The sequence below is a fragment of the Streptomyces erythrochromogenes genome (genome assembly GCF_040684695.1).
GTDB classification, from domain to species: domain Bacteria; phylum Actinomycetota; class Actinomycetes; order Streptomycetales; family Streptomycetaceae; genus Streptomyces; species Streptomyces erythrochromogenes_C.
This window is the reverse complement of sequence record NZ_JBFBGM010000017.1, coordinates 88,699-107,124: the sequence shown is the minus strand read 5'-3', so window position 1 is coordinate 107,124 and position 18,426 is coordinate 88,699. Positions and strand designations below refer to the sequence as shown.

The following is an 18,426-nucleotide window of genomic DNA, read 5'->3' as shown; positions in this document are numbered from 1 at the left end:
CACGGCTTAGCTGCTCATCTGAGCGAAACCTCTCCCATGCGTGGCGTATATCACGCACCACGGAGGGCGATTTGTCAGCCTCCGGAGGTGTCCAGTTCCGCGTCCTCGCTCACACCCGCGCAGTCGTACGGGTCCTTCAGCCAGCCGTCGGGCAGGACAACTCGGTTGTTTCCGGACGTCCGGCCGCGCGGGCCGTCGGCGCTCTCCGGCCATGCCTGATCCAGATCGAGCTCGCTCAGATGAGCGTCCAGCTCGGCCAGCGACGAGGTCACCGCGAGCTTCTTCCGCATCTCGGAACCGACCGAGAAGCCCTTGAGGTACCAGGCGACGTGCTTACGGAAGTCGATCACGCCGCGCGTCTCGTCGCCGATCCACTCCCCCAGCAGCTGGGCGTGCCGGTGCATCGTCCGCGCGACCTCGCGCAGCGTGGGCTTGTGGAAGTCCTCCGGGCGCCCCTCGAAGGCCGCCACCAGGTCGTTGAACAGCCACGGCCGCCCCAGGCAGCCCCGGCCCACGACCACGCCGTCGCAGCCGGTCTCGCGGACCATGCGCAGCGCGTCCTCGGCGCACCAGATGTCGCCGTTGCCGAGTACCGGTATCTCCGGCACGTGTTCCTTGAGCCGCGCGATGGCGTCCCAGTCGGCGGTGCCGCCGTAGTGCTGTGCGGTGGTCCGTCCGTGCAGGGCGATGGCGGTGACCCCCTCCTCGACGGCGATGCGGCCGGCGTCGAGGTAGGTGAGGTGGTCGTCGTCGATGCCCTTGCGCATCTTCATGGTCACCGGCAGGTCGCCGGCCCCGGCGACGGCCTCGCGCAGGATCGCGCGCAGCAGGTTGCGCTTGTACGGCAGCGCCGAGCCGCCACCCTTGCGGGTGACCTTGGGGACCGGGCAGCCGAAGTTGAGGTCGATGTGGTCGGCGCGGTCCTCCTCGACGATCATGCGGACCGCCTTGCCCACCGTGACCGGGTCCACCCCGTACAGCTGAATCGAGCGGGGCTTCTCGGTCGCGTCGAAGTGGATCAGCTGCATGGTCTTCTCGTTGCGCTCGACCAGGGCGCGTGTCGTGATCATCTCGCTCACGAACAGCCCCTTGCCGCCCGAGAACTCCCGGCAGAGGGTACGGAACGGGGCATTGGTGATGCCGGCCATGGGCGCGAGCACCACGGGGGGCTGCACGGTGTGCGGGCCGATCGCGAGGGGCGGGGGGAGCGTGGTCATCCGCCCATTGTCCCGCATGCCGAGGGGGGCGTGCGGACGTAGCATCGGCGCATGATCGAGCCGAGTCACCGGCAGCGCATGATCGTCCTGTCGATCTGCTGCATGAGCCTGCTCATCGTCAGCCTCGACAACACCGTGCTCAACGTCGCGCTCCCCTCGATGCGCCGCGAGCTGGACGCCTCGGTCGCGGGGCTCCAGTGGACCATCGACGCGTACACGCTCGTCCTGGCCTCGCTGCTGATGCTGGCGGGCTCCACGGCCGACCGGATCGGCCGCCGCAAGGTGTTCGTCGCCGGCCTGCTGGCCTTCGGCCTCGGTTCGCTGCTGTGCTCGCTCGCGCCGAGCCTCGACTGGCTCATCGTCTTCCGGATGGTGCAGGCGGTCGGCGGCGCGATGCTCAACCCGGTCGCGATGTCGATCATCACCAACACCTTCACCGATCCGGCCGAGCGGGCGCGGGCCATCGGCGTGTGGGGCGCGGTGGGGGGCGTCTCCATGGCGGCGGGCCCCCTGATCGGCGGGGTGCTGGTGGACACCGTGGGCTGGCGCTCGATCTTCCTGATCAACCTGCCGATCGGCCTCGCGGCGCTCGTACTGACCCTGCGCCACATCCCCGAGTCGCGGGCGGCCCGTCCGCGCCGCCCGGACCCGCTGGGCCAGGTGCTGGTCATCGCGCTGCTCGGCAGCCTGACGTACGGGATCATCGAGGCGCCCGCCGCCGGCTGGCGCTCGCCGCTGATCATGGGCTGCGCGGTGGTGGCCGTCGCCTCCTTCGTGGGGCTGCTGGTCCACGAGCCCAGGTGCCCGGAGCCGCTGATCGACCTCCGGTTCTTCCGGAGCGCACCGTTCAGCGGCTCGACGATCATCGCGATCAGCGCCTTCGCCGGGCTGGCGGGCTTCCTCTTCCTGAACACCCTCTACCTCCAGGACGTACGGGGGCTCAGCGCCCTGCACGCCGGGCTGTACCTGCTGCCGATGGCCGGCCTGACCGTGCTGTTCGCGCCGCTGGCGGGGCGGCTGGTGGGCAGTCGGGGGCCGCGGATCTGCCTGCTGATCGCGGGCGTGTCGATGGCCGCGAGCGGGCTGCTGTTCGCCCTGTTCGAGGCGGAGACGTCCAACCCGCTCCTCTTCACCGGGTACATGCTGTTCGGGCTCGGCTTCGGCATGGTGAACGCGCCGATCACCAATACGGCGGTGTCCGGGATGCCGCGCTCGCAGGCCGGTGTCGCGGCCGCCATCGCCTCCACCAGCCGGCAGACGGGCGGCACGCTGGGCGTCGCGGTCATCGGCTCGGTCCTGGCGGCGGGGCTGGCGGGCGGCGCCGACTTCTCCGGGGCGGCCCAGCCGGCCTGGTGGATCATCACGCTGTGCGGGCTGCTCGTCCTGGTCGTGGGCGCGGCGACCAGCGGCAGCTGGGCCCGCGGAACGGCGGAACGCACGGCCCGCACCCTGGAGGAGAGCAGCGGGCCCGCGGCGCCGGTGGGGTCCCCGCGCGCCTAGGCCGTCCCTTTCGGAGCGGGACCCCGGGGCGTGCGGGCGGAGCCGGAGCTACTCGCCGCAGTCGAAGTCCTCGGCCGAGGTGTTGACCCGGTCGAGGAGGGCGCGCAGGTGGTCGCGCTCCTGGGCCGACAGGCCGGCGAACATGCCGTCCTCGACCTCGTCGAGGGCGGCGTTCGTCTTCGCCAGGGCGCTCTGCCCGGCGGGGGTGATGCCCACGTTGTGACGGCGCCGGTCGGCCGGGTCGCGGCGGCGTTCGGCCAGGCCTTCGCCCTCCAGGTCGTTCAGGACTCCGACGAGCACGCTCGGGTCGACCTCCAGCCGGTCGGCGAGCGCCCGCTGGCTGATGGGGCCGGCTTCCAGGTGCATCAGCGTCATCGCGTGCCGCGGGGTGAGTCCGGCCGCGCCGAGGGCGTGCTTCATGCGGGTCTGGGTGACCGCGCCGTGCCAGGCCAGCAGCAGGCCCAGGCGCTGCGGGGGGTGCGATCCGTCCTGGTCTGCCGTCATGGTCCACATCGTAGCGCCTGAGAAATGATTGCGGCTGGCATATCGTTGATGCTATTCAATGATCTGACACAACCAATCGTTGGAGCCCTCCATGTTCATTGCCTACGCCGTCGTCGGCGGCCTGCTCGCCCTCGCCCTGGCCGCCTCCGCCACCTTCACCCTGCAGCGCAACGACCAGGTCGTCGCGAGCATGCGGAAGGTCGAGGTCCCCGACTCCTGGCTGCCGCGACTGGCCACCCTCAAGGCCGCCGGCGCACTGGGGCTGGTCGCCGGCCTGTGGGTCACTCCGCTCGGGGTGGCCGCCGCGGTCGGCGTGACCCTCTACTTCATCGGCGCGGTCATCAGTCACCTGCGGGTCAAGGACCACGACCTCGCGCCGGCGGCGGTCCTCACCCTGGTCGCGGTGGCGGCACTGGTGCTGCGCGTCCTCGCCTGACACTGACGAGTGACAGATATTGAAATCTGTCACTCGTCATGCCATTCTCGTTCCATGACGAAGAACGAGAGCACCGACCTGACCACCGCCGGCACCGCCGGCTCCACCACCGCCGCCTCCCGGCGCCTCGGCAGCACCGGCCCCTCCGTCTTCCCGCTGGGGCTGGGCTGCATGGGGATGTCGGCCCTCTACGGGGAGGCCGACCGCGCCGAGTCCGTCGCGACGATCCACGCATACCTGGAGGCCGTCCCCGAGGGCGCGGACGCGCTGCTCGACACCGGCGACTTCTACGGCATGGGCCACAACGAGCTCCTGATCAACGAAGCCCTGCGCACGGCACCCGCGGCGGCCCGCGACCGGGCGCTGACCAGCGTCAAGTTCGGTGCGCTGCGCACGGTCGAGGGCGGCTTCACCGGCTACGACGGCCGTCCCGAGGCCGTCAGGAACTTCCTCGCCTACTCCCTCCAGCGGCTCGGCCGGGACCACATCGACGTCTACCGGATCGCCCGCGTGGACCCGGACGTGCCGATCGAGGAGACCGTCGGGGCCATCGCCGAAGCGGTGCAGGCCGGGCACGTACGCCACATCGGCCTCTCCGAGGTCGGGGCCGACACCCTGCGCCGGGCCGCGGCCGTGGCGCCGATCTCCGACCTGCAGATCGAGTACTCGCTGATCTCCCGCGGGATCGAGGAGGAGATCCTGCCGACCGCGCGCGAGCTCGGCATCGGCGTCACGGCGTACGGGGTGCTGTCCCGCGGTCTGATCAGCGGCCACTTCACCCGCGACCGCGCCCTGGCCCCGGGCGACTTCCGCGGAATGAGCCCCCGCTTCCAGGGAGAGAACCTCGGCCGGAACCTGGACCTCGTCGACGCCCTGCGCAAGGTCGCCGACGACAAGGGCGTGAGCGTCGCGCAGACGGCCATCGCCTGGGTGCTCTCGCGCGGCGAGGACATCGTGCCGCTGGTGGGCGCCCGCCGCCGGGACCGTCTCGCAGAGGCACTGGGTGCCATGGACGTCACTCTCAGCCAGGCGGACCTGGCCGCCATCGAGGAGGCCGTGCCCGCCGGCGCGGCGGCGGGCGAGCGGTATCCGGCGGCGCAGATGGCCCACCTCGACAGCGAGCACTGAGCCGGCTGTACGGTCGTACCCATGCCACCCGCTGCCGCCGAGCCCCTCACCCCCGAGCGCATCCTCGAGACCACCGAGGAAGTGCTGCGCCGCTTCGGCCCCACCAAGGCGACCGTGGTGGACGTGGCGCGCGCCCTGGGCGTCAGCCACGGCAGCGTCTACCGGCACTTCCCCTCGAAGGCCGCGCTGCGCGAGGCGGTCACCGACCGCTGGCTCGCCAAGAGCGTCGTCATGCTGGAGCAGATCACCTCGGCTCCCGCCGGGAGCGCGCCCTCCAAGCTGGAGGCCTGGCTGGAGGCACTGTTCGAGGCCAAGCGCCACAAGGCCGGGGACGATCCGGAGCTGTTCGCGACGTACACGGTGCTCCTCGCCGAGAACAGCGGGACGGTGGAGCAGCATCTGGCCGAGCTGATCGAGCAGTTGGGCCGGATCATCGGCCAGGGCGTCGCCGACGGTTCGCTCGCGGCCCCCGACGTTGCGGCCGCGGCCCGTGCGGTCTTCGACGCCACCGGGCGTTTCCACGACCCGCAGTACGCGGCGGAGTGGTTCTCCCCCACCATCGTCGCGGAGTTCGAGGCGGTCACCGCTCTGGTGATCCGGGGCCTGCGCCCCTGACGCACACCGGGATCATGCCGAACGGGCCGCCTGGCACGGCTTTGTGATCATTTTGGCTGCGCCACGCTTGTCCGTGCCCATTCAAGATTCATACGGTTCCCCTACCTACTCATCAGGTACTTCACGGGGGAACCATGTCCGCACCAGCAGTTGAACACGAACGACCCGGCCCTCCGGCACGCAAGGGCGGCGCGGCCGCCCTCGGCTGGATCCTGACCATCGGGCTCAACGTGGTCGCGCCGATCATCACCTACCACCAGCTGCGCGACCACGGCTGGAGCGAGTTCGGCGCGCTCCTGATCAGCAGCGCGTGGCCCGTGCTCGACAGTGCGATCAGCCTGGCCTGGCGCCGCAAGATCGACGAGTTCGCCGTCGTCACCCTGGTGTTCCTGGTGATCACCGCGGTGGTCTCGCTGATCGGCGCGCACTCGGCACGCGCGCTGCTGATCAAGGACTCCGGCGTGACCGGGCTGTTCGGCCTGCTCTGCCTGGCCACCCTGCTCGCGCCCCGGCCGCTGATGTTCTACTTCGGGCGCAAGTTCGCCACTGACGGCACTCCCGCGAGTACCGCCTGGTGGAACGGTCTGTGGCAGTACGAGGGATTCCGCCGGACGATGATCGTGATGACCGCCGTCTGGGGTGTCGTGTACCTCGTCGAGGCGGGGGTGCGGATCGCCCTGGCCTTCGTCGTGGACACCGACACGATGGTCGTGGTCAGCCCGGTCATGATCTACACGGTTCTGGGCTGCCTGGGCGTGTGGACCGCGATGTACGGCAAGCGCTCACAGGCCGAGGGCGAGAGGCGGGCCGCCGAGGCGGCGGCAGCAGCCGACGCGGGGGCAGGGTCAGGGGCAGGGGCCGGGGCGGCCTGACCGCGGCCAGCACGGCGAACGACCGGTGGCCCGGTGCGCAGTGTGCGCACCGGGCCACCGGTCGTCGGTACGGCGCTCGTCAGCAGCCGAGCAGGCGGCTGCCGAGGTAGGTCTGGATCTGGTCCAGGGAGACGCGCTCCTGCTTCATGGTGTCGCGCTCGCGCACGGTCACCGCGTTGTCGTCCAGGGTGTCGAAGTCGACGGTGACGCAGAACGGCGTGCCGATCTCGTCCTGGCGGCGGTAGCGGCGGCCGATGGCGCCCGCGTCGTCGAACTCGATGTTCCAGAACTTGCGCAGGTCGGCGGCGAGGCCCTTGGCCTTCGGCGACAGCTGCGCGTTGCGGGACAGCGGCAGGACGGCGACCTTGATCGGGGCCAGGCGCGGGTCGAGGCGCATCACGGTGCGCTTCTCCATGACGCCCTTGGCGTTGGGGGCCTCGTCCTCGTTGTACGCGTCGAGCATGAAGGCGAGCATGGCGCGGTTGACACCGGCCGCCGGCTCGATGACGAACGGGGTGTAGTGCTCCTTCGACTCCTGGTCGAAGTAGCGCAGGTCCTGGCCGGAGGCCGCGGAGTGCGCCTTGAGGTCGAAGTCGGTGCGGTTGGCGACGCCTTCGAGCTCGGAGAACTCGCTGCCACCGAAGTTGAAGCGGTACTCGATGTCGGCGGTGCGCTTCGAGTAGTGGGACAGCTTCTCCTTCGGGTGCTCGTACCAGCGGATGTTCTCCTCACGGATGCCGAGGCCGCGGTACCAGTTCCACCGCTCCTGCATCCAGTACTCCTGCCACTGCTCGTCCTCGCCCGGCTTGACGAAGAACTCCATCTCCATCTGCTCGAACTCGCGGGTGCGGAAGATGAAGTTGCCCGGCGTGATCTCGTTGCGGAAGGACTTGCCCATCTGCGCGATGCCGAAGGGCGGCTTCTTGCGCGAGGTGACCTGGACCTGGGCGAACTGCGTGAAGATGCCCTGCGCGGTCTCGGGGCGCAGGTACGCCTTGGAGCCGGTGTCCTGGGTCGGGCCGAGGTGGGTCTCCAGCATGCCGGAGAACTGCTTGGGCTCGGTGAACTGGCCCTTCACACCGCAGTTGGGGCAGTTGATGTCGGCCAGGCCGTTCGCGGGGAGGCGGCCGTGCTTGGCCTCGTACGCCTCCTCGAGGTGGTCTGCGCGGTGGCGCTTGTGGCACGAGGTGCACTCGGTCAGCGGGTCCGAGAAAGTGGCGACGTGGCCGGAGGCCACCCAGACCTCGGGAGCCAGGATCACGGACGAGTCGAGACCGACGACGTCCTCACGCCCGGTGACCATCGCCTTCCACCACTGGCGCTTGATGTTCTCCTTGAGCTCGACACCCAGCGGACCGTAATCCCAGGCGGCCTTGGAGCCGCCGTAGATCTCACTGCACGGGAAAACGAAGCCACGGCGCTTGCTCAGGCTGACGATGGTGTCGATCTTGTCGGCGGCCACGGTGCTCTCTTCATTACGAGGACGAACGGCGAAGCCCTTAGGTTACCGGCGCCCGCACCCCCGCTTTCAAATCGGTTCCCCTTCCACGCCTGGCCCCCCGTCCCTCCCACCTGCGTTTTTGACAATCGTTTCCATCTTTGATGAAAATGGATGTCATGAACGTACGACGCCTCATACCCACCGCCGTCCTCGCCGGCGCCGTCGCCCTCGGTGCCACGGCCCTGACCGCTTGCTCCGGAGCGGGCGCGGCCGGCAGCAAGGACGGCAAGCTCGGCGTGACGGCGTCGTTCTACCCGCTCCAGTTCGTCGCCGAGCAGATCGGCAAGGAGCACGTGAAGGTCGACGGCCTGACCAAGCCCGGCGTCGAACCGCACGACCTGGAGATCACTCCCAAGCAGACCGCGCAGCTCGGCGAGGCCGACGTGGTCCTCTACCTCAAGAACCTGCAGCCGGCCGTCGACAAGGCCGTCGCCCAGTCCGGCGTGAAGAACGTCGTCGACGCCGCCACCCTGACCACGCTGGAGGCCCACGGCGCCGAGCCGGGCCACGGCGAGGAGGGCCACGCGCACCAGGAGGGCGACGAGCACGCGGGTGAGCACGCCGGCGGGCACGAGGGCCACGACCACGGCGGCAGCGGCACCGACCCGCACGTCTGGCTCGACCCGGTCAAGTACGCGGAGATCGCCAAGGGCGTCGGCGCGGCCCTGGAGAAGGCCGACCCCGACCACGCGGCGGACTACAAGAAGAACACCGACGAACTGGTCGGCAAGCTGGGCGCGTTGGACACCGAGTTCAAGGACGGCCTGAAGAACACGGCCTCCCGGACCTTCATCACCACCCACTCCGCCTTCGGCTACCTCGCCGAGCGCTACGGCCTCGACCAGGAGGGCATCGCCGGCGTCGACCCCGAGTCCGAGCCGAGCCCGGCCCGCATGAAGGATCTTCAGGCGGTCGCGAAGAAGGACAATGTCACCACCGTGTTCTTCGAGACGCTGGCCAGCGACAAGACGGCCAAGACCCTCGCGACGGACACCGGCCTGAAGACCGACGTCCTCGACCCGCTCGAGGGCATCACCGACACGTCCCAGGGCACCGACTACTTCGAGGTCATGCGGTCCAACCTGAAGAACCTCCAGAAGGCACTCGGAGCCAAGTGATGACAGCAGCAACGGAGGCGCGAGCCATGCAGTCACCGCCCCGACCGGCCGACGACCGGCCCGTCATATCCCTGCGCGGGGCCAAGGCCTCGCTCGGCTCGCGCCCCGTGCTGCGCGGAATCGACCTCACCGTCCACCGCGGCGAGGTCGTCGCCCTGCTCGGCGCCAACGGCTCCGGCAAGTCCACGGCCGTCCGCGCCGTGGTCGGCCAGGTACCGCTGACCGACGGCTCCCTCAGCCTCTTCGGCACGGACTTCAAGCGCTTCCGCGACTGGTCGCGCATCGGGTACGTCCCGCAGCGCACCACCGCCGCCGGCGGCGTCCCGGCCACCGTCCGCGAGGTCGTCTCCTCCGGCCGGCTCGCCCGCACCCGCTTCGGGCTTCTGCGCAAGGCCGACCGGGCCGCCATCGAGCACGCCCTGGCCCTGGTCGGCATGGACGCCCACGCCGACGTCTCGGTGGACGCCCTCTCCGGCGGCCAGCACCAGCGCGTCCTCATAGCCCGGGCGCTCGCCGTCGAACCCGAACTGCTGATCATGGACGAGCCGATGGCGGGCGTGGACCTCGCCAACCAGGAGGTCCTGGCGAGCGCCCTGCGCGCGCAGGTCGCGGCCGGCTCCACCGTCCTGCTCGTCCTGCACGAGCTGGGGCCGCTGGAGCCCCTGATCGACCGCGCCGTCGTCCTGCGCGACGGCTGCGTCGTCCACGACGGCCCGCCCCCGGAGGCCGTCGGCCAGCACGCCCTGCCCGGCCACGACCACGTACACCCCCACGCGGCGCACGACGCCGAGCCCCTGCGGACGGGACTGCTGAGCTGATGGACATCCTCGATTACGCCTTCATGCAGCGAGCGCTGATCGCGGCCGCCCTGGTCGGCATCACGGCCCCCGCCATCGGCACGTACCTCGTCCAGCGCCGCCAGGCGCTCATGGGCGACGGCCTCGGCCACGTCGCCATGACCGGTGTCGCCCTCGGCTTCGTGCTCCAGACCAGCCCGGTCTGGATGGCCACCCTCGTCGCCGTCGTCGGCGCCGTCGGCATGGAGCTGATCCGCGCCCGCGGCAGGACCAGCGGCGACGTCGCCCTCGCCATGCTCTTCTACGGCGGCCTCGCCGGCGGCGTCATGATCATCAACCTGGGCGGCGGCCAGACCGCCAGCCTCCTGGGCTCCATGTTCGGCTCGATCACCACGGTCGCCGCCGAGGACGTGACCGCGATGGCGATCCTCGCCGCGTTCGTCCTCGCCGTCGCCGTCGGCCTGCGCAGGCAGCTCTTCGCCGTCTGCCAGGACGAGGAGTTCGCCCGGGTCACCGGGCTGCCCGTGCGCGCCCTGAACCTGCTGATCGCGGTCACCGCCGCGGTCACCGTCACCGTCGCCATGCGCATCGTCGGCCTGCTGCTGGTCAGCGCGATGCTGGTGATCCCGGTCGCCGCCGCCCAGCGGCTCACCCGCAGCTTCGCCACCACGCTGGGCCTGGCCATGGCCATCAGCGTGACCGTCTCCCTGACCGGCACGGCCGCCACCTACTACATCAACGTGCCCTCGGGCGCGACGATCGTGCTGCTCGCCATCGGCGTCTTCATGGTGCTGACCGCCCTCTCCGCTCCCCTGGCCCGTCGGCGGGCCAGGGCCGCGCTGGCGGCCGAAGAGGTCTGCACGCGCGACGATGTGAAGGTCTAGCGGGCTGGCACAATGGCCGCAGGCCTATACGAGGAGGAACCGGTGGCGACTGCGCCTGGCGAGATGAATACCGCGCCAGTACGAGGACGATCCACCCGCCAGCGGGCCGCAGTGGCGGCGGCGCTGGACGAGGTGGACGAGTTCCGCAGCGCCCAGGAACTCCACGACATGCTCAAGCACCGTGGCGACTCCGTGGGCCTGACCACCGTCTACCGCACCCTGCAGTCCCTGGCGGACGCGGGCGAGGTCGACGTCCTGCGCACCAGTGACGGCGAGTCGGTCTACCGCCGCTGCTCCACCGGCGATCACCACCACCACCTGGTCTGCCGCAAGTGCGGCAAGGCCGTCGAGGTGGAGGGCCCGGCCGTGGAGAAGTGGGCGGAGTCCATCGCCGCCGAACACGGCTACGTGAACGTCGCCCACACGGTGGAGATCTTCGGCACCTGCGCCGACTGCGCGGCCGCCGGCTAGAACCTGCGCAGGTTCCGCTCCAGGAACGCGCGGATCCGGGCCAGCTCGGCGTCCGTCAGCGCCGCCCGCTTGGGCAGCCACAGCGGTGCGCCCTTGCCCTTAGGCAGCAGCAGGAACAGGTTCCGGGTCTCGGCGAAGGCCTCGCACTCGCTCCACAGGAGCAGGGACGAGGTCCCGTCGGGCAGCCGGGTCTCCAGCCCCGTGTCGGAGACGGTGCAGCGGTACTCGCGGTGCCGGGCCGCCCACTCGTACAGCCGGTACACCCGCCGGTCCAGGCTCATGTGCGCCGCGTACCAGCCGACCGGCGGAGCGAGCACGGCCAGCACCAGGAGGTGCTCCGGCGCGATGCCGCGGACCGCCCCCAGCACGGCGGGCACCAGGGGCAGCCCCAGCCACAGGAGCATCCTCACGCGGCCCCTCGCCGTCTTGCGGCTCTGCCACCTCAGGGCCTCGCGGGCATCCGCGGGCCGGGGGCCGAAGTACGCCTCCACCTGCGCGCCGACGGCCGGCTCTGCCCCACCTGTCGTGTTCATGAGGGCAGAGCCTAGCCCCGGGCTCAGCCCGCGGAGCCCTCGGGCTGGTTCGGGACGGCGCCGCCGAAGCGGCGGTCGCGCTGGGCGTACTCCAGGCACGCGGCCCAGAGGTTGCGCCGGTCGAAGTCCGGCCACAGCACGTCCTGGAAGACCATCTCGGCGTACGCGCTCTGCCAGATCAGGTAGTTGGACGTGCGCTGCTCGCCGCTCGGCCGCAGGAACAGGTCCACGTCCGGCATGTCCGGGTAGTAGATGTACTTGGCGAAGGTCTTCTCGTTGACCTTCGACGGGTCCAGCTTGCCCGCGGCCACGTCCCGCGCGATGGCCTGTGCCGCGTCGGCGATCTCCGCGCGGCCGCCGTAGTTCACGCAGAAGTACAGGGTCATGGCGTCGTTGTCGACGGTCTGCTCCTGCGCGACCTGGAGCTCCTGGACGACCGACTTCCACATCTTCGGCATGCGGCCGACCCAGCGGATGCGGATGCCCAGCTCGTTCATCTCGTCGCGGCGGCGCCGGATGACGTCGCGGTTGAAGTTCATCAGGAAGCGGACCTCGTCGGGCGAGCGCTTCCAGTTCTCCGTCGAGAAGGCGTACAGGGAGAGGTTCTTGACGCCCATCTCCAGGCAGCCCTTGAGCACGTCGAGCACGACGCCCTCGCCGACCTTGTGCCCCTCGGTGCGCGGCAGGCCCCGCTCCTTGGCCCAGCGGCCGTTGCCGTCCATGACGACCGCGACGTGGTTCGGGACCAGCTCGCCGGGGATCTTCGGCGGGACCGCACCGGAGGGGTGCGGCTCGGGAACCTTGTACTCCCGGCGAGAGCGTCCCAGAATCCCGCGTCGTGCCATGTGCCCAGCTCCTATTTCTCGACGTATCGCAGGGAGCGTAGCCCGCGCTCCAGATGCCAGTGCAAATAGGCGGAGACCAGCCCGCTGCCCTCCCGCACGTGACGCGCCTCACACGCGTCGGCATGCCCCCAGTCGCCCGTCAGCAGGGCGCTGAGCAGGGCGATGGCCTCCGACGAGGGTACGACGCTGCCGGGCACCCGGCAGTCCCCGCATATGACCCCGCCCGCGGCGACGGAGAAGTGCCGGTTGGGTCCGTGGATCCCGCACTTCGCGCAGTCCTCGAAGCTGGGCGCGTAGCCGTTGACGGCGAGCGAGCGCAGCAGGAAGGCGTCCAGGATCAGGTTCGGTTCGTGTTCGCCGCGCGAGAGCGTGCGCAGGGCGCCCACCAGCAGCAGGTACTGCTGCACGGAGGGCTCGCCCTCGTTCTCGGTGAACCGCTCGGCGGTCTCCAGCATCGCGGTGCCGGCGGTGTAGCGGGCGTAGTCGGTGACGATGCCGTTGCCGTACGGGGCGATGATCTCGGTCTGGGTGCAGAGCGGGAGGCTGCGGCCGATCAGTTCGCTGCCCCGGGCGAAGAACTGCACGTCGGCGTGGGAGAAAGGTTCCAGCCCGGCGCCGAACTTGGACTTCGTGCGCCGCACCCCGCGGGCGACGGCCCGCACCCTGCCGTGGCCCCGGGTCAGCAGCGTGATGATGCGGTCCGCCTCACCCAGCTTCTGGGTGCGCAGCACGATGCCGTCGTCGCGGAACAGACTCATGCGCCCATTGTCCCGCACCGGGGGCGGGACAACGGGCGCCGGCCACCGCCCTGCGGGCGGCTCCTACTGGAAGGGGACCGCCTCGGGCAGTGCGCAGATGCCGGTCTTCGCTCCCGTACCGCTGAGCACGTCGTCGAAGTTGTTCTCGAACTGCTGGTACACGCTGCGGTCGGAGATCTTCAGGAGCGTGTCGTCGTGACCGCGCAGGGTCGGGACGGTGTAGTTGGCACTGCCCGTGAAGACGAGGGCGGTGTCGTCCACGTCACCGTACGCACCCTCGATGAGCAGGTACTTCGAGTGCAGGCCCACGCCCTGGCCGGGCTGGTTCGGGGAGTCGGCCACACAGGGGGCCTGGGCGCTGAGCTTGCGGACCTTGCCGCCGTCGAGGGCGCGGAGCACGTCGCCGCTGACGGAGTTGCCCTCGTCGGTCTTGGTGTAGCCGTTGTAGAAGACGTAGACGTGGCAGCCCAGGTCGCGGAGCGAGGCCAGCTTCTTGGCCACTTCCTCGCGGGTGAAGGCGAACATGGCGACACGGATCTTGGTGCCCTGGTCGGGCAGGCACCGGACATTGTCGAGCACCGAGACCACGGTGTCGGTGGACGGGTCCGTCACGGACGTGCCCTGCTTCTCCTGGCGCGGGAAGAAGAACGTCTCGTAGGGACCGTCCTGGCGGGTCTTGTAATAGTGCGTGAGGCCCGCACCCTGTCCGCGGCCCACCAACTCCTGGTGGTACTTGCGGTAGGTGGAGTGGAGGCCGGCGTCCGGGATGACGACGGCGTTGTTGTACAGGTTGTTGCGCTGGCTCTCGGTGAGGTTCGCGGAGGACTGGTAGACCAGGTTCTCCGCTCCGGCGACCTTGCTGAACAGGAAGAACTTGTTGTGGTTGATCGGCGCGCTGTTCAGGCCCGCGCGGGTACCGATGCAGCCCCGGCCGGCCGGGCAGCTGAAGAGGTAGGAGTTCGCGGCCGTGCTCGTGCCCAGGGCTTCTCGCAGCCGGGGTACCTGGGAGTCCTTCTGCTCCAGCGCCTTGGCGTCGACGATCATCTTGACCTTGACGCCCCGGGCCGCGGCGCGGATCAGGGCGGTGGCGACGGGCTCGTCGTTGAACAGGAACATGGAGCCGTTGATCTCGGAACCGGTCTCCGCCCGCTGGATCAGGTCGACGAGTTCGTTGCGTACGGCGTCGCGCTTGCCCGCGTCCGCCGACATGGGGTCGTTGAAGACCGCCGTCGCCCGGGTGGGCACTGTGTACGCCGGATTGCGGAGGGGGTCCTCGGCGGCCCCCGCGCCGCTCGTGGTCAGCAGGGCTGCCAGGGTGGCCAGGGCTGTTGCGGCCGCGGTGCGGCCGAGTGCGCGCATGCGCATGTGCGGGTCCGTTCGTTCGTCCGGAAGGGTGCTGGCTTCGTGGGGGGGGCTCCGCGCGGAGGAAAGATGATCTTAAGAAGCCGGCGCCGTTTCGCCGTAGCGGTTTTCGCGGACGGGGACCCGCGCAGGGACAGCGATGACCCCTCGTCCGGACCGGGTCCGGACGAGGGGTCAGCACCCCTTGGGAGGATCAGGGAGCGGACGGGGACGGCGTGGGGTCCGCGTCGTCCGCCTTCTCGGCTGCGGGGGTGGGGGCGGCGGCCTGGGCCGGCACCGCCGCGGGGGCCCCGGCGGCCGGAGCGCCGGCGCCGGGAGCGGTGGCGACCTCGGCCTCGGCGAGGGCCCGGGCCCCTGCCTCCGGGGCGTCGTGGGCGTTGTCCTTGGCCGGGCCATTGAAGATGAGGTTGAGCACGATGGCGGCCGTGGCGCCGAGGGTGACACCGCTGTTGAGCAGCGAGGACAGGTCCGCGTCCATGTGCTTGGTGAAGAAGACCGGGACGGTCGCCGGGAGCAGGGCGAAGGCGAGGGAGACGCCGACGATCAGCGCGTTCTTCTCCTCCTTGAGGTCCACCTTGCCCAGGGTCTGGATGCCGGCCAGGGCGACCATGGCGAACATGACGGTCGCGGCGCCGCCGAGGACTCCGTGCGGGACGGCGGCGACGATCGCGGCGGCCTTGGGCAGCAGACCGAGGATGATCATGAAGACGCCCGCGGCGACGACCACGAACCTGCTCTTCACCTTCGTCATCCGCACCAGGCCGACGTTCTCGGCGAAGGCGACGTAGGGGAAGGAGTTGAGGACACCGCCGAGCGCGGTGGCGGCGCCGTCGGCGCGCAGGGCGCGGGCCACGGTCTCGCTGTCGACCTCCTTGCCGACGATGTCGCCGACGGCGTAGGTGTCACCGGTCGTCTCGACCATGGTGATCAGCATGACGATGAGCATCAGGACGATCGGGAACCACTCGAACTTCGGGACGCCGAAGTGGAAGGGCGTGGTGACGCCGATCCAGTCGGACTTGCCCACGTCGCCGAACTTCGCGTCGCCGAGGAGGAAGGCGACGCCGGTGCCGACGACCAGGCCCAGCAGGATCGCGATGCTGGACAGGAACGGCCTGCCGAGCTTCATCAGGATCAGGATGAAGAGCATGGTGCCGCCGGCGTAGGCGAAGTTCTTCGGCTCGCCGAAGTCGGGGCTGCCGAGGCCGCCGGCCGCGTCGTTGAGGCCGACCGGGATCAGGACGATGCCCAGGACGGTGATCACCGTGCCGGTGACGACGGGCGGGAAGAGCCGCATCACCATCCGGAACGCCTTGGCCGGCAGCCAGGCGAAGGCGAAGGTGGCGATACCGGCGGTGATGACCGCGCCGTAGATGACCAGCAGGGCGGCCGTTCCGCCGCCCGCGCCGAGACCGATGGCGATCATCGGGGACACGGCGGTGAAGGTCACGCCCTGGATCAGCGGCAGTCGCGCGCCGATCCGGCCGATGCCCCAGGCCTGGATGATCGATGCGATACCGCAGGTGAAGAGGTCCGCGTTGATCAGGTAGACCAGCTGTTCAGGGCTCAGCTTGAGCGCGCTGCCCACGATGATCGGAACGATCACCGCGCCGGCGTAGAAGGCGAGTACGTGCTGGAAGCCGTACAGCGCGAGCTTGGGGACGGGGAGCACCTCGTCGACCGGGTGCGTGCTCTGCTTTCCTTCGGTGGAAAGCCGGGCGGCGACACGTGCCATCTCAGCCTTGCCCTTCAAGGTAGGTAAGTGAGAGGAGATCTGGTTATCCCTGGGCGAAGTGGGTCGTTAACCCGTTGGTTCGCCAGGGTTTTCAGTACGTTCACGTGGGTCGAAGTCCCGCTGTGCGGGGCGGCGGCTTCTCGGCGTGTGACCGGAATTGAACGCCTGTGGGAGGCCTCACAGATATCGTCGACTTCTACAAACTGTTGACTCCCCCTGGCTTCAGATCTGTAGATTTCTCCAGTGGTGGAGGATGCGCCGCAGGGGTATGAGCCGAGCCTTCCGGTACAGCGCGCTCCGGCCGCGCGAGTGCGAAGCGCACCGGCCATGACCTGCCGCGACATGCTTTGCGGTCTTTCGGCGCAGCAAAAAAGAAGGGCCCGTTCCGCCACCCCCGAGAGTGGCGCGAACGGGCCCGGAGCAGTCGGCTCCGCTGTTCACAAAGTGTTCACCAGTCGAGATTTCGGCCTCCGCGAGGCCGGATCGTTACGTCGGACCGCGGCGTTCCGGACGGTTCCGGGGGCCGTCCTCAGGGCGCGCGCACCGCCGACAGCAGCCGCGCCACCTCGTCCGCGCCGATCCGCAGCGCAGCCCCGACGGTCGCCAGCACCTCGCGCTCGGCCGGGATGTACGGGCCGTCCGCGAGGGCGATCCGGGCGCCCTGGAGCAGGATCGACTCGCGGCCCGGGCCGGCCAGGTGCGGGGCGAGCGGTTCCAGGGCCTCGTGGAGCTCTATCGACAGCGCGGCCCCGCAGCACTCCGGGATGTCGTACAGCCCGAGGCGGCCCTCGTCCGAGGACAGCGCCTCCACGAGGGACTCCAGCTGCTCCTCGGTGCAGTCCTGGAAGCCCGCGGCCCGTACGGTGCACACGGCGGCCTCCAGCGCGCTGCGCGAGGCCGTCCCGCCCGCCGTGAGCACCGCGAGCGCCACGGTGTGCACGGCGTCCCGCAGGAGCGCGGTGAACCGCGTGGTGGTCAGGTGGTCGAGCACGTCGGTGCCGAACCGCTCGCGGCAGCCCTGGCACTCGACGACGGGTCCCGCCTGCCCGCGCGGCAGCAGCGGCACCCCGAGGACGGTGAACCGGCGGCGGCCGGTGCGCCTGCGGTAGTTGCGGTCCCCACCGCAGTCCGGGCAGAAGAACTCCCCGTCACCCACGGTGCTCCAGGTGGTACGGATGCCCCAGACCGTCAGCTTCCGGCCGTCCCCACCCCGAACTGGCAGCACGTCGCACCTCCGTGGTCGTCCGGCAGCATCGCCGGGTTGGCGTGATGTTAGCCACATCGGTGAGCATGCGTCAGTCGTGCGACAAGACAACATGTCCCGCGCGCGGGACTTGGCCGATCTGCACCCCCGGTTCCGCTTAGGGTCTGCCGCATGAACGAGAAGTCGTGTCTGGTGACCGGGGCCGCGAGCGGGATCGGCCGGGCCACCGCCGTGCTGCTCGCCCGCTCCGGAGCCCGGGTGACCGCGGCCGATATCAACGGCCCCGGGGTGGAGGCGCTGCGTACGGATCTGGCCGCCGAGGGCCGTTCGATCACCGTGGTGGGCGGTGACGTCTCCGATCCGGACGACAACCGGGCGATGGTCGCCGCCGCGGTGGAGGCCTACGGACGCCTCGACGTCGCCGTGGCCAACGCCGGGGTGCTCCCTCTTTCGGATGTACGGGAGACGACCGCGCAGGACTGGGACCACGTCATGGCGGTCGACGGCCGCGGGATGTTCCTCACCTGCAAGTACGCCATCGAGGCGATGACGGCGCAGCCGCGGCCCGGCGGGGCGCTGGTCTGCGTGTCCTCGATCTCGGGGGTGGCCGGGCAGGCGCGCCAGGCGGCGTACGGGCCCGCGAAGTTCGTCGCGTCGGGGCTGACCAAGCACCTCGCCGTCGAGTGGGCGGCGCACGGGATCCGCGTCAACGCGGTGGCTCCCGGAACGATCCGAACGGAGCGGGTGATCGCGCTGGACGACGAGCCGGGCGGGCCGGAGTACCTGGCGGAGGTCACCGCGGCGCACCCGATGGGCCGGCTCGGCGAGCCGGAGGAGGTGGCCCGGGTCATCGCCTTCCTCGCCTCGGACGCGGCCTCGTTCGTGACGGGCGTGGTCCTGCCGGTGGACGGCGGCTACCTGGCCCGCTGAGGCCCTGCGCGACCCG

19 protein-coding genes are annotated in these 18,426 nt (G+C 70.3%); 10 read left to right on the top strand and 9 right to left on the bottom strand.

From position 1 onward, the window contains the following. Positions 1–74: 74 nt before the first annotated feature. Positions 75–1,235 (bottom strand): tRNA dihydrouridine synthase DusB, encoded by a 1,161-nt coding sequence (dusB, locus tag AB0O53_RS24210; protein ID WP_403141948.1) that lies wholly within the window; start codon positions 1,233–1,235, stop codon positions 75–77. Positions 1,236–1,268: 33 nt separating this feature from the next. On the opposite strand from dusB, the gene AB0O53_RS24205 reads away from it, so the two are divergent. Then, the gene (locus AB0O53_RS24205) at positions 1,269–2,717 is read left to right on the top strand and encodes an MFS transporter (RefSeq protein ID WP_351000057.1); all 1,449 of its coding nucleotides are present in this window, start codon (positions 1,269–1,271) and stop codon (positions 2,715–2,717) included. A gap of 48 nt (positions 2,718–2,765) precedes the next feature. On the opposite strand, the gene AB0O53_RS24200 is transcribed toward AB0O53_RS24205, so the two are convergent. Beyond that, positions 2,766–3,221 carry a MarR family winged helix-turn-helix transcriptional regulator gene (locus AB0O53_RS24200; protein ID WP_351000056.1) on the bottom strand — a complete coding sequence of 152 codons (456 nt, stop codon included), beginning with the start codon at positions 3,219–3,221 and terminating at the stop codon, positions 2,766–2,768. 91 nt (positions 3,222–3,312) lie between these two features. Here AB0O53_RS24200 and AB0O53_RS24195 point away from each other — a divergent pair, with 91 nt between their 5' ends. The 4 genes from AB0O53_RS24195 to AB0O53_RS24180 all read left to right on the top strand — a co-directional run bounded on the left by AB0O53_RS24195 (position 3,313) and on the right by AB0O53_RS24180 (position 6,272). Then, positions 3,313–3,657, top strand: coding sequence for a DoxX family protein (locus tag AB0O53_RS24195; RefSeq protein ID WP_351000054.1), 345 nt, complete (start codon positions 3,313–3,315; stop codon positions 3,655–3,657). 54 nt (positions 3,658–3,711) lie between these two features. Beyond that, positions 3,712–4,785 carry an aldo/keto reductase gene (locus tag AB0O53_RS24190; protein WP_365198106.1) on the top strand — a complete coding sequence of 358 codons (1,074 nt, stop codon included), beginning with the start codon at positions 3,712–3,714 and terminating at the stop codon, positions 4,783–4,785. A gap of 21 nt (positions 4,786–4,806) precedes the next feature. Continuing rightward, positions 4,807–5,400 carry a TetR/AcrR family transcriptional regulator gene (locus tag AB0O53_RS24185; RefSeq protein ID WP_351000052.1) on the top strand — a complete coding sequence of 198 codons (594 nt, stop codon included), beginning with the start codon at positions 4,807–4,809 and terminating at the stop codon, positions 5,398–5,400. Between the two features lie 134 nt (positions 5,401–5,534). After that, positions 5,535–6,272, top strand: a complete 738-nt coding sequence (locus AB0O53_RS24180) for a VC0807 family protein (protein ID WP_351000049.1) — start codon at positions 5,535–5,537, stop codon at positions 6,270–6,272. A gap of 79 nt (positions 6,273–6,351) precedes the next feature. Here AB0O53_RS24180 and AB0O53_RS24175 read toward each other — a convergent pair whose 3' ends face one another. Continuing rightward, positions 6,352–7,734 carry a glycine--tRNA ligase gene (locus AB0O53_RS24175; RefSeq protein WP_351000046.1) on the bottom strand — a complete coding sequence of 461 codons (1,383 nt, stop codon included), beginning with the start codon at positions 7,732–7,734 and terminating at the stop codon, positions 6,352–6,354. 155 nt (positions 7,735–7,889) lie between these two features. Between AB0O53_RS24175 and AB0O53_RS24170 the strand changes: the two genes are divergently transcribed. From AB0O53_RS24170 to AB0O53_RS24155, 4 genes are read left to right on the top strand one after another with little or no spacing between them, the layout of a single operon-like run. Next, positions 7,890–8,891 (top strand): metal ABC transporter substrate-binding protein, encoded by a 1,002-nt coding sequence (locus AB0O53_RS24170; protein WP_351000043.1) that lies wholly within the window; start codon positions 7,890–7,892, stop codon positions 8,889–8,891. Beyond that, on the top strand, positions 8,891–9,709 hold the full coding sequence (locus AB0O53_RS24165) for a metal ABC transporter ATP-binding protein (protein ID WP_403141882.1): 819 nt from the start codon (positions 8,891–8,893) through the stop codon (positions 9,707–9,709). Before AB0O53_RS24170 ends, AB0O53_RS24165 begins: the two co-directional genes overlap by 1 nt. Further along, positions 9,709–10,572 (top strand): metal ABC transporter permease, encoded by an 864-nt coding sequence (locus AB0O53_RS24160; protein ID WP_351000040.1) that lies wholly within the window; start codon positions 9,709–9,711, stop codon positions 10,570–10,572. The genes AB0O53_RS24165 and AB0O53_RS24160 overlap by 1 nt, the downstream gene beginning before the upstream one ends. Before the next feature lie 42 nt (positions 10,573–10,614). After that, positions 10,615–11,043, top strand: a complete 429-nt coding sequence (locus AB0O53_RS24155; RefSeq protein WP_078626133.1) for a Fur family transcriptional regulator — start codon at positions 10,615–10,617, stop codon at positions 11,041–11,043. On the opposite strand, the gene AB0O53_RS24150 is transcribed toward AB0O53_RS24155, so the two are convergent. The 6 genes from AB0O53_RS24150 to AB0O53_RS24125 form a co-directional block, all read right to left on the bottom strand. Next, on the bottom strand, positions 11,040–11,576 hold the full coding sequence (locus AB0O53_RS24150; protein ID WP_365198099.1) for a YcxB family protein: 537 nt from the start codon (positions 11,574–11,576) through the stop codon (positions 11,040–11,042). The genes AB0O53_RS24155 and AB0O53_RS24150 overlap by 4 nt on opposite strands. Before the next feature lie 23 nt (positions 11,577–11,599). After that, a complete protein-coding gene (locus tag AB0O53_RS24145) occupies positions 11,600–12,421 on the bottom strand; it encodes an isoprenyl transferase (protein WP_030957637.1) in 822 nt (273 codons plus the stop codon). 11 nt (positions 12,422–12,432) lie between these two features. After that, complete coding sequence (gene recO / locus AB0O53_RS24140) at positions 12,433–13,179, bottom strand: DNA repair protein RecO (protein WP_351000034.1); 747 nt, start codon at positions 13,177–13,179, stop codon at positions 12,433–12,435. Positions 13,180–13,242: 63 nt separating this feature from the next. Further along, on the bottom strand, positions 13,243–14,544 hold the full coding sequence (locus AB0O53_RS24135; RefSeq protein WP_351000032.1) for a phospholipase D-like domain-containing protein: 1,302 nt from the start codon (positions 14,542–14,544) through the stop codon (positions 13,243–13,245). A gap of 190 nt (positions 14,545–14,734) precedes the next feature. Further along, positions 14,735–16,276, bottom strand: coding sequence for a nucleobase:cation symporter-2 family protein (locus tag AB0O53_RS24130; RefSeq protein WP_351000029.1), 1,542 nt, complete (start codon positions 16,274–16,276; stop codon positions 14,735–14,737). A gap of 529 nt (positions 16,277–16,805) precedes the next feature. After that, positions 16,806–17,501, bottom strand: a complete 696-nt coding sequence (locus AB0O53_RS24125) for a TerB family tellurite resistance protein (protein WP_351000027.1) — start codon at positions 17,499–17,501, stop codon at positions 16,806–16,808. A 150-nt stretch (positions 17,502–17,651) separates the two neighbouring features. Here AB0O53_RS24125 and AB0O53_RS24120 point away from each other — a divergent pair, with 150 nt between their 5' ends. Further along, the gene (locus tag AB0O53_RS24120; protein WP_351000025.1) at positions 17,652–18,410 is read left to right on the top strand and encodes an SDR family NAD(P)-dependent oxidoreductase; all 759 of its coding nucleotides are present in this window, start codon (positions 17,652–17,654) and stop codon (positions 18,408–18,410) included. Positions 18,411–18,426 lie beyond the last annotated feature (16 nt).

Excerpts from the sequence above, each read along its gene's own strand:
- AB0O53_RS24130 (WP_351000029.1), bottom strand. The coding sequence starts at position 16,276 with ATGGCACGTGTCGCCGCCCGGCTTTCCACCGAAGGAAAGCAGAGCACG.
- AB0O53_RS24145 (WP_030957637.1), bottom strand. The coding sequence starts at position 12,421 with ATGGCACGACGCGGGATTCTGGGACGCTCTCGCCGGGAGTACAAGGTT.
- AB0O53_RS24160 (WP_351000040.1), top strand. The coding sequence starts at position 9,709 with ATGGACATCCTCGATTACGCCTTCATGCAGCGAGCGCTGATCGCGGCC.
- recO (WP_351000034.1), bottom strand. The coding sequence starts at position 13,179 with ATGAGTCTGTTCCGCGACGACGGCATCGTGCTGCGCACCCAGAAGCTG.
- AB0O53_RS24205 (WP_351000057.1), top strand. The coding sequence starts at position 1,269 with ATGATCGAGCCGAGTCACCGGCAGCGCATGATCGTCCTGTCGATCTGC.
- AB0O53_RS24195 (WP_351000054.1), top strand. The coding sequence starts at position 3,313 with ATGTTCATTGCCTACGCCGTCGTCGGCGGCCTGCTCGCCCTCGCCCTG.
- AB0O53_RS24190 (WP_365198106.1), top strand. The coding sequence starts at position 3,712 with ATGACGAAGAACGAGAGCACCGACCTGACCACCGCCGGCACCGCCGGC.
- AB0O53_RS24170 (WP_351000043.1), top strand. The coding sequence starts at position 7,890 with ATGAACGTACGACGCCTCATACCCACCGCCGTCCTCGCCGGCGCCGTC.
- AB0O53_RS24165 (WP_403141882.1), top strand. The coding sequence starts at position 8,891 with ATGACAGCAGCAACGGAGGCGCGAGCCATGCAGTCACCGCCCCGACCG.
- AB0O53_RS24135 (WP_351000032.1), bottom strand. The coding sequence starts at position 14,544 with ATGCGCATGCGCGCACTCGGCCGCACCGCGGCCGCAACAGCCCTGGCC.
- AB0O53_RS24180 (WP_351000049.1), top strand. The coding sequence starts at position 5,535 with ATGTCCGCACCAGCAGTTGAACACGAACGACCCGGCCCTCCGGCACGC.
- AB0O53_RS24150 (WP_365198099.1), bottom strand. The coding sequence starts at position 11,576 with ATGAACACGACAGGTGGGGCAGAGCCGGCCGTCGGCGCGCAGGTGGAG.
- dusB (WP_403141948.1), bottom strand. The coding sequence starts at position 1,235 with ATGCGGGACAATGGGCGGATGACCACGCTCCCCCCGCCCCTCGCGATC.
- AB0O53_RS24120 (WP_351000025.1), top strand. The coding sequence starts at position 17,652 with ATGAACGAGAAGTCGTGTCTGGTGACCGGGGCCGCGAGCGGGATCGGC.
- AB0O53_RS24185 (WP_351000052.1), top strand. The coding sequence starts at position 4,807 with ATGCCACCCGCTGCCGCCGAGCCCCTCACCCCCGAGCGCATCCTCGAG.
- AB0O53_RS24200 (WP_351000056.1), bottom strand. The coding sequence starts at position 3,221 with ATGACGGCAGACCAGGACGGATCGCACCCCCCGCAGCGCCTGGGCCTG.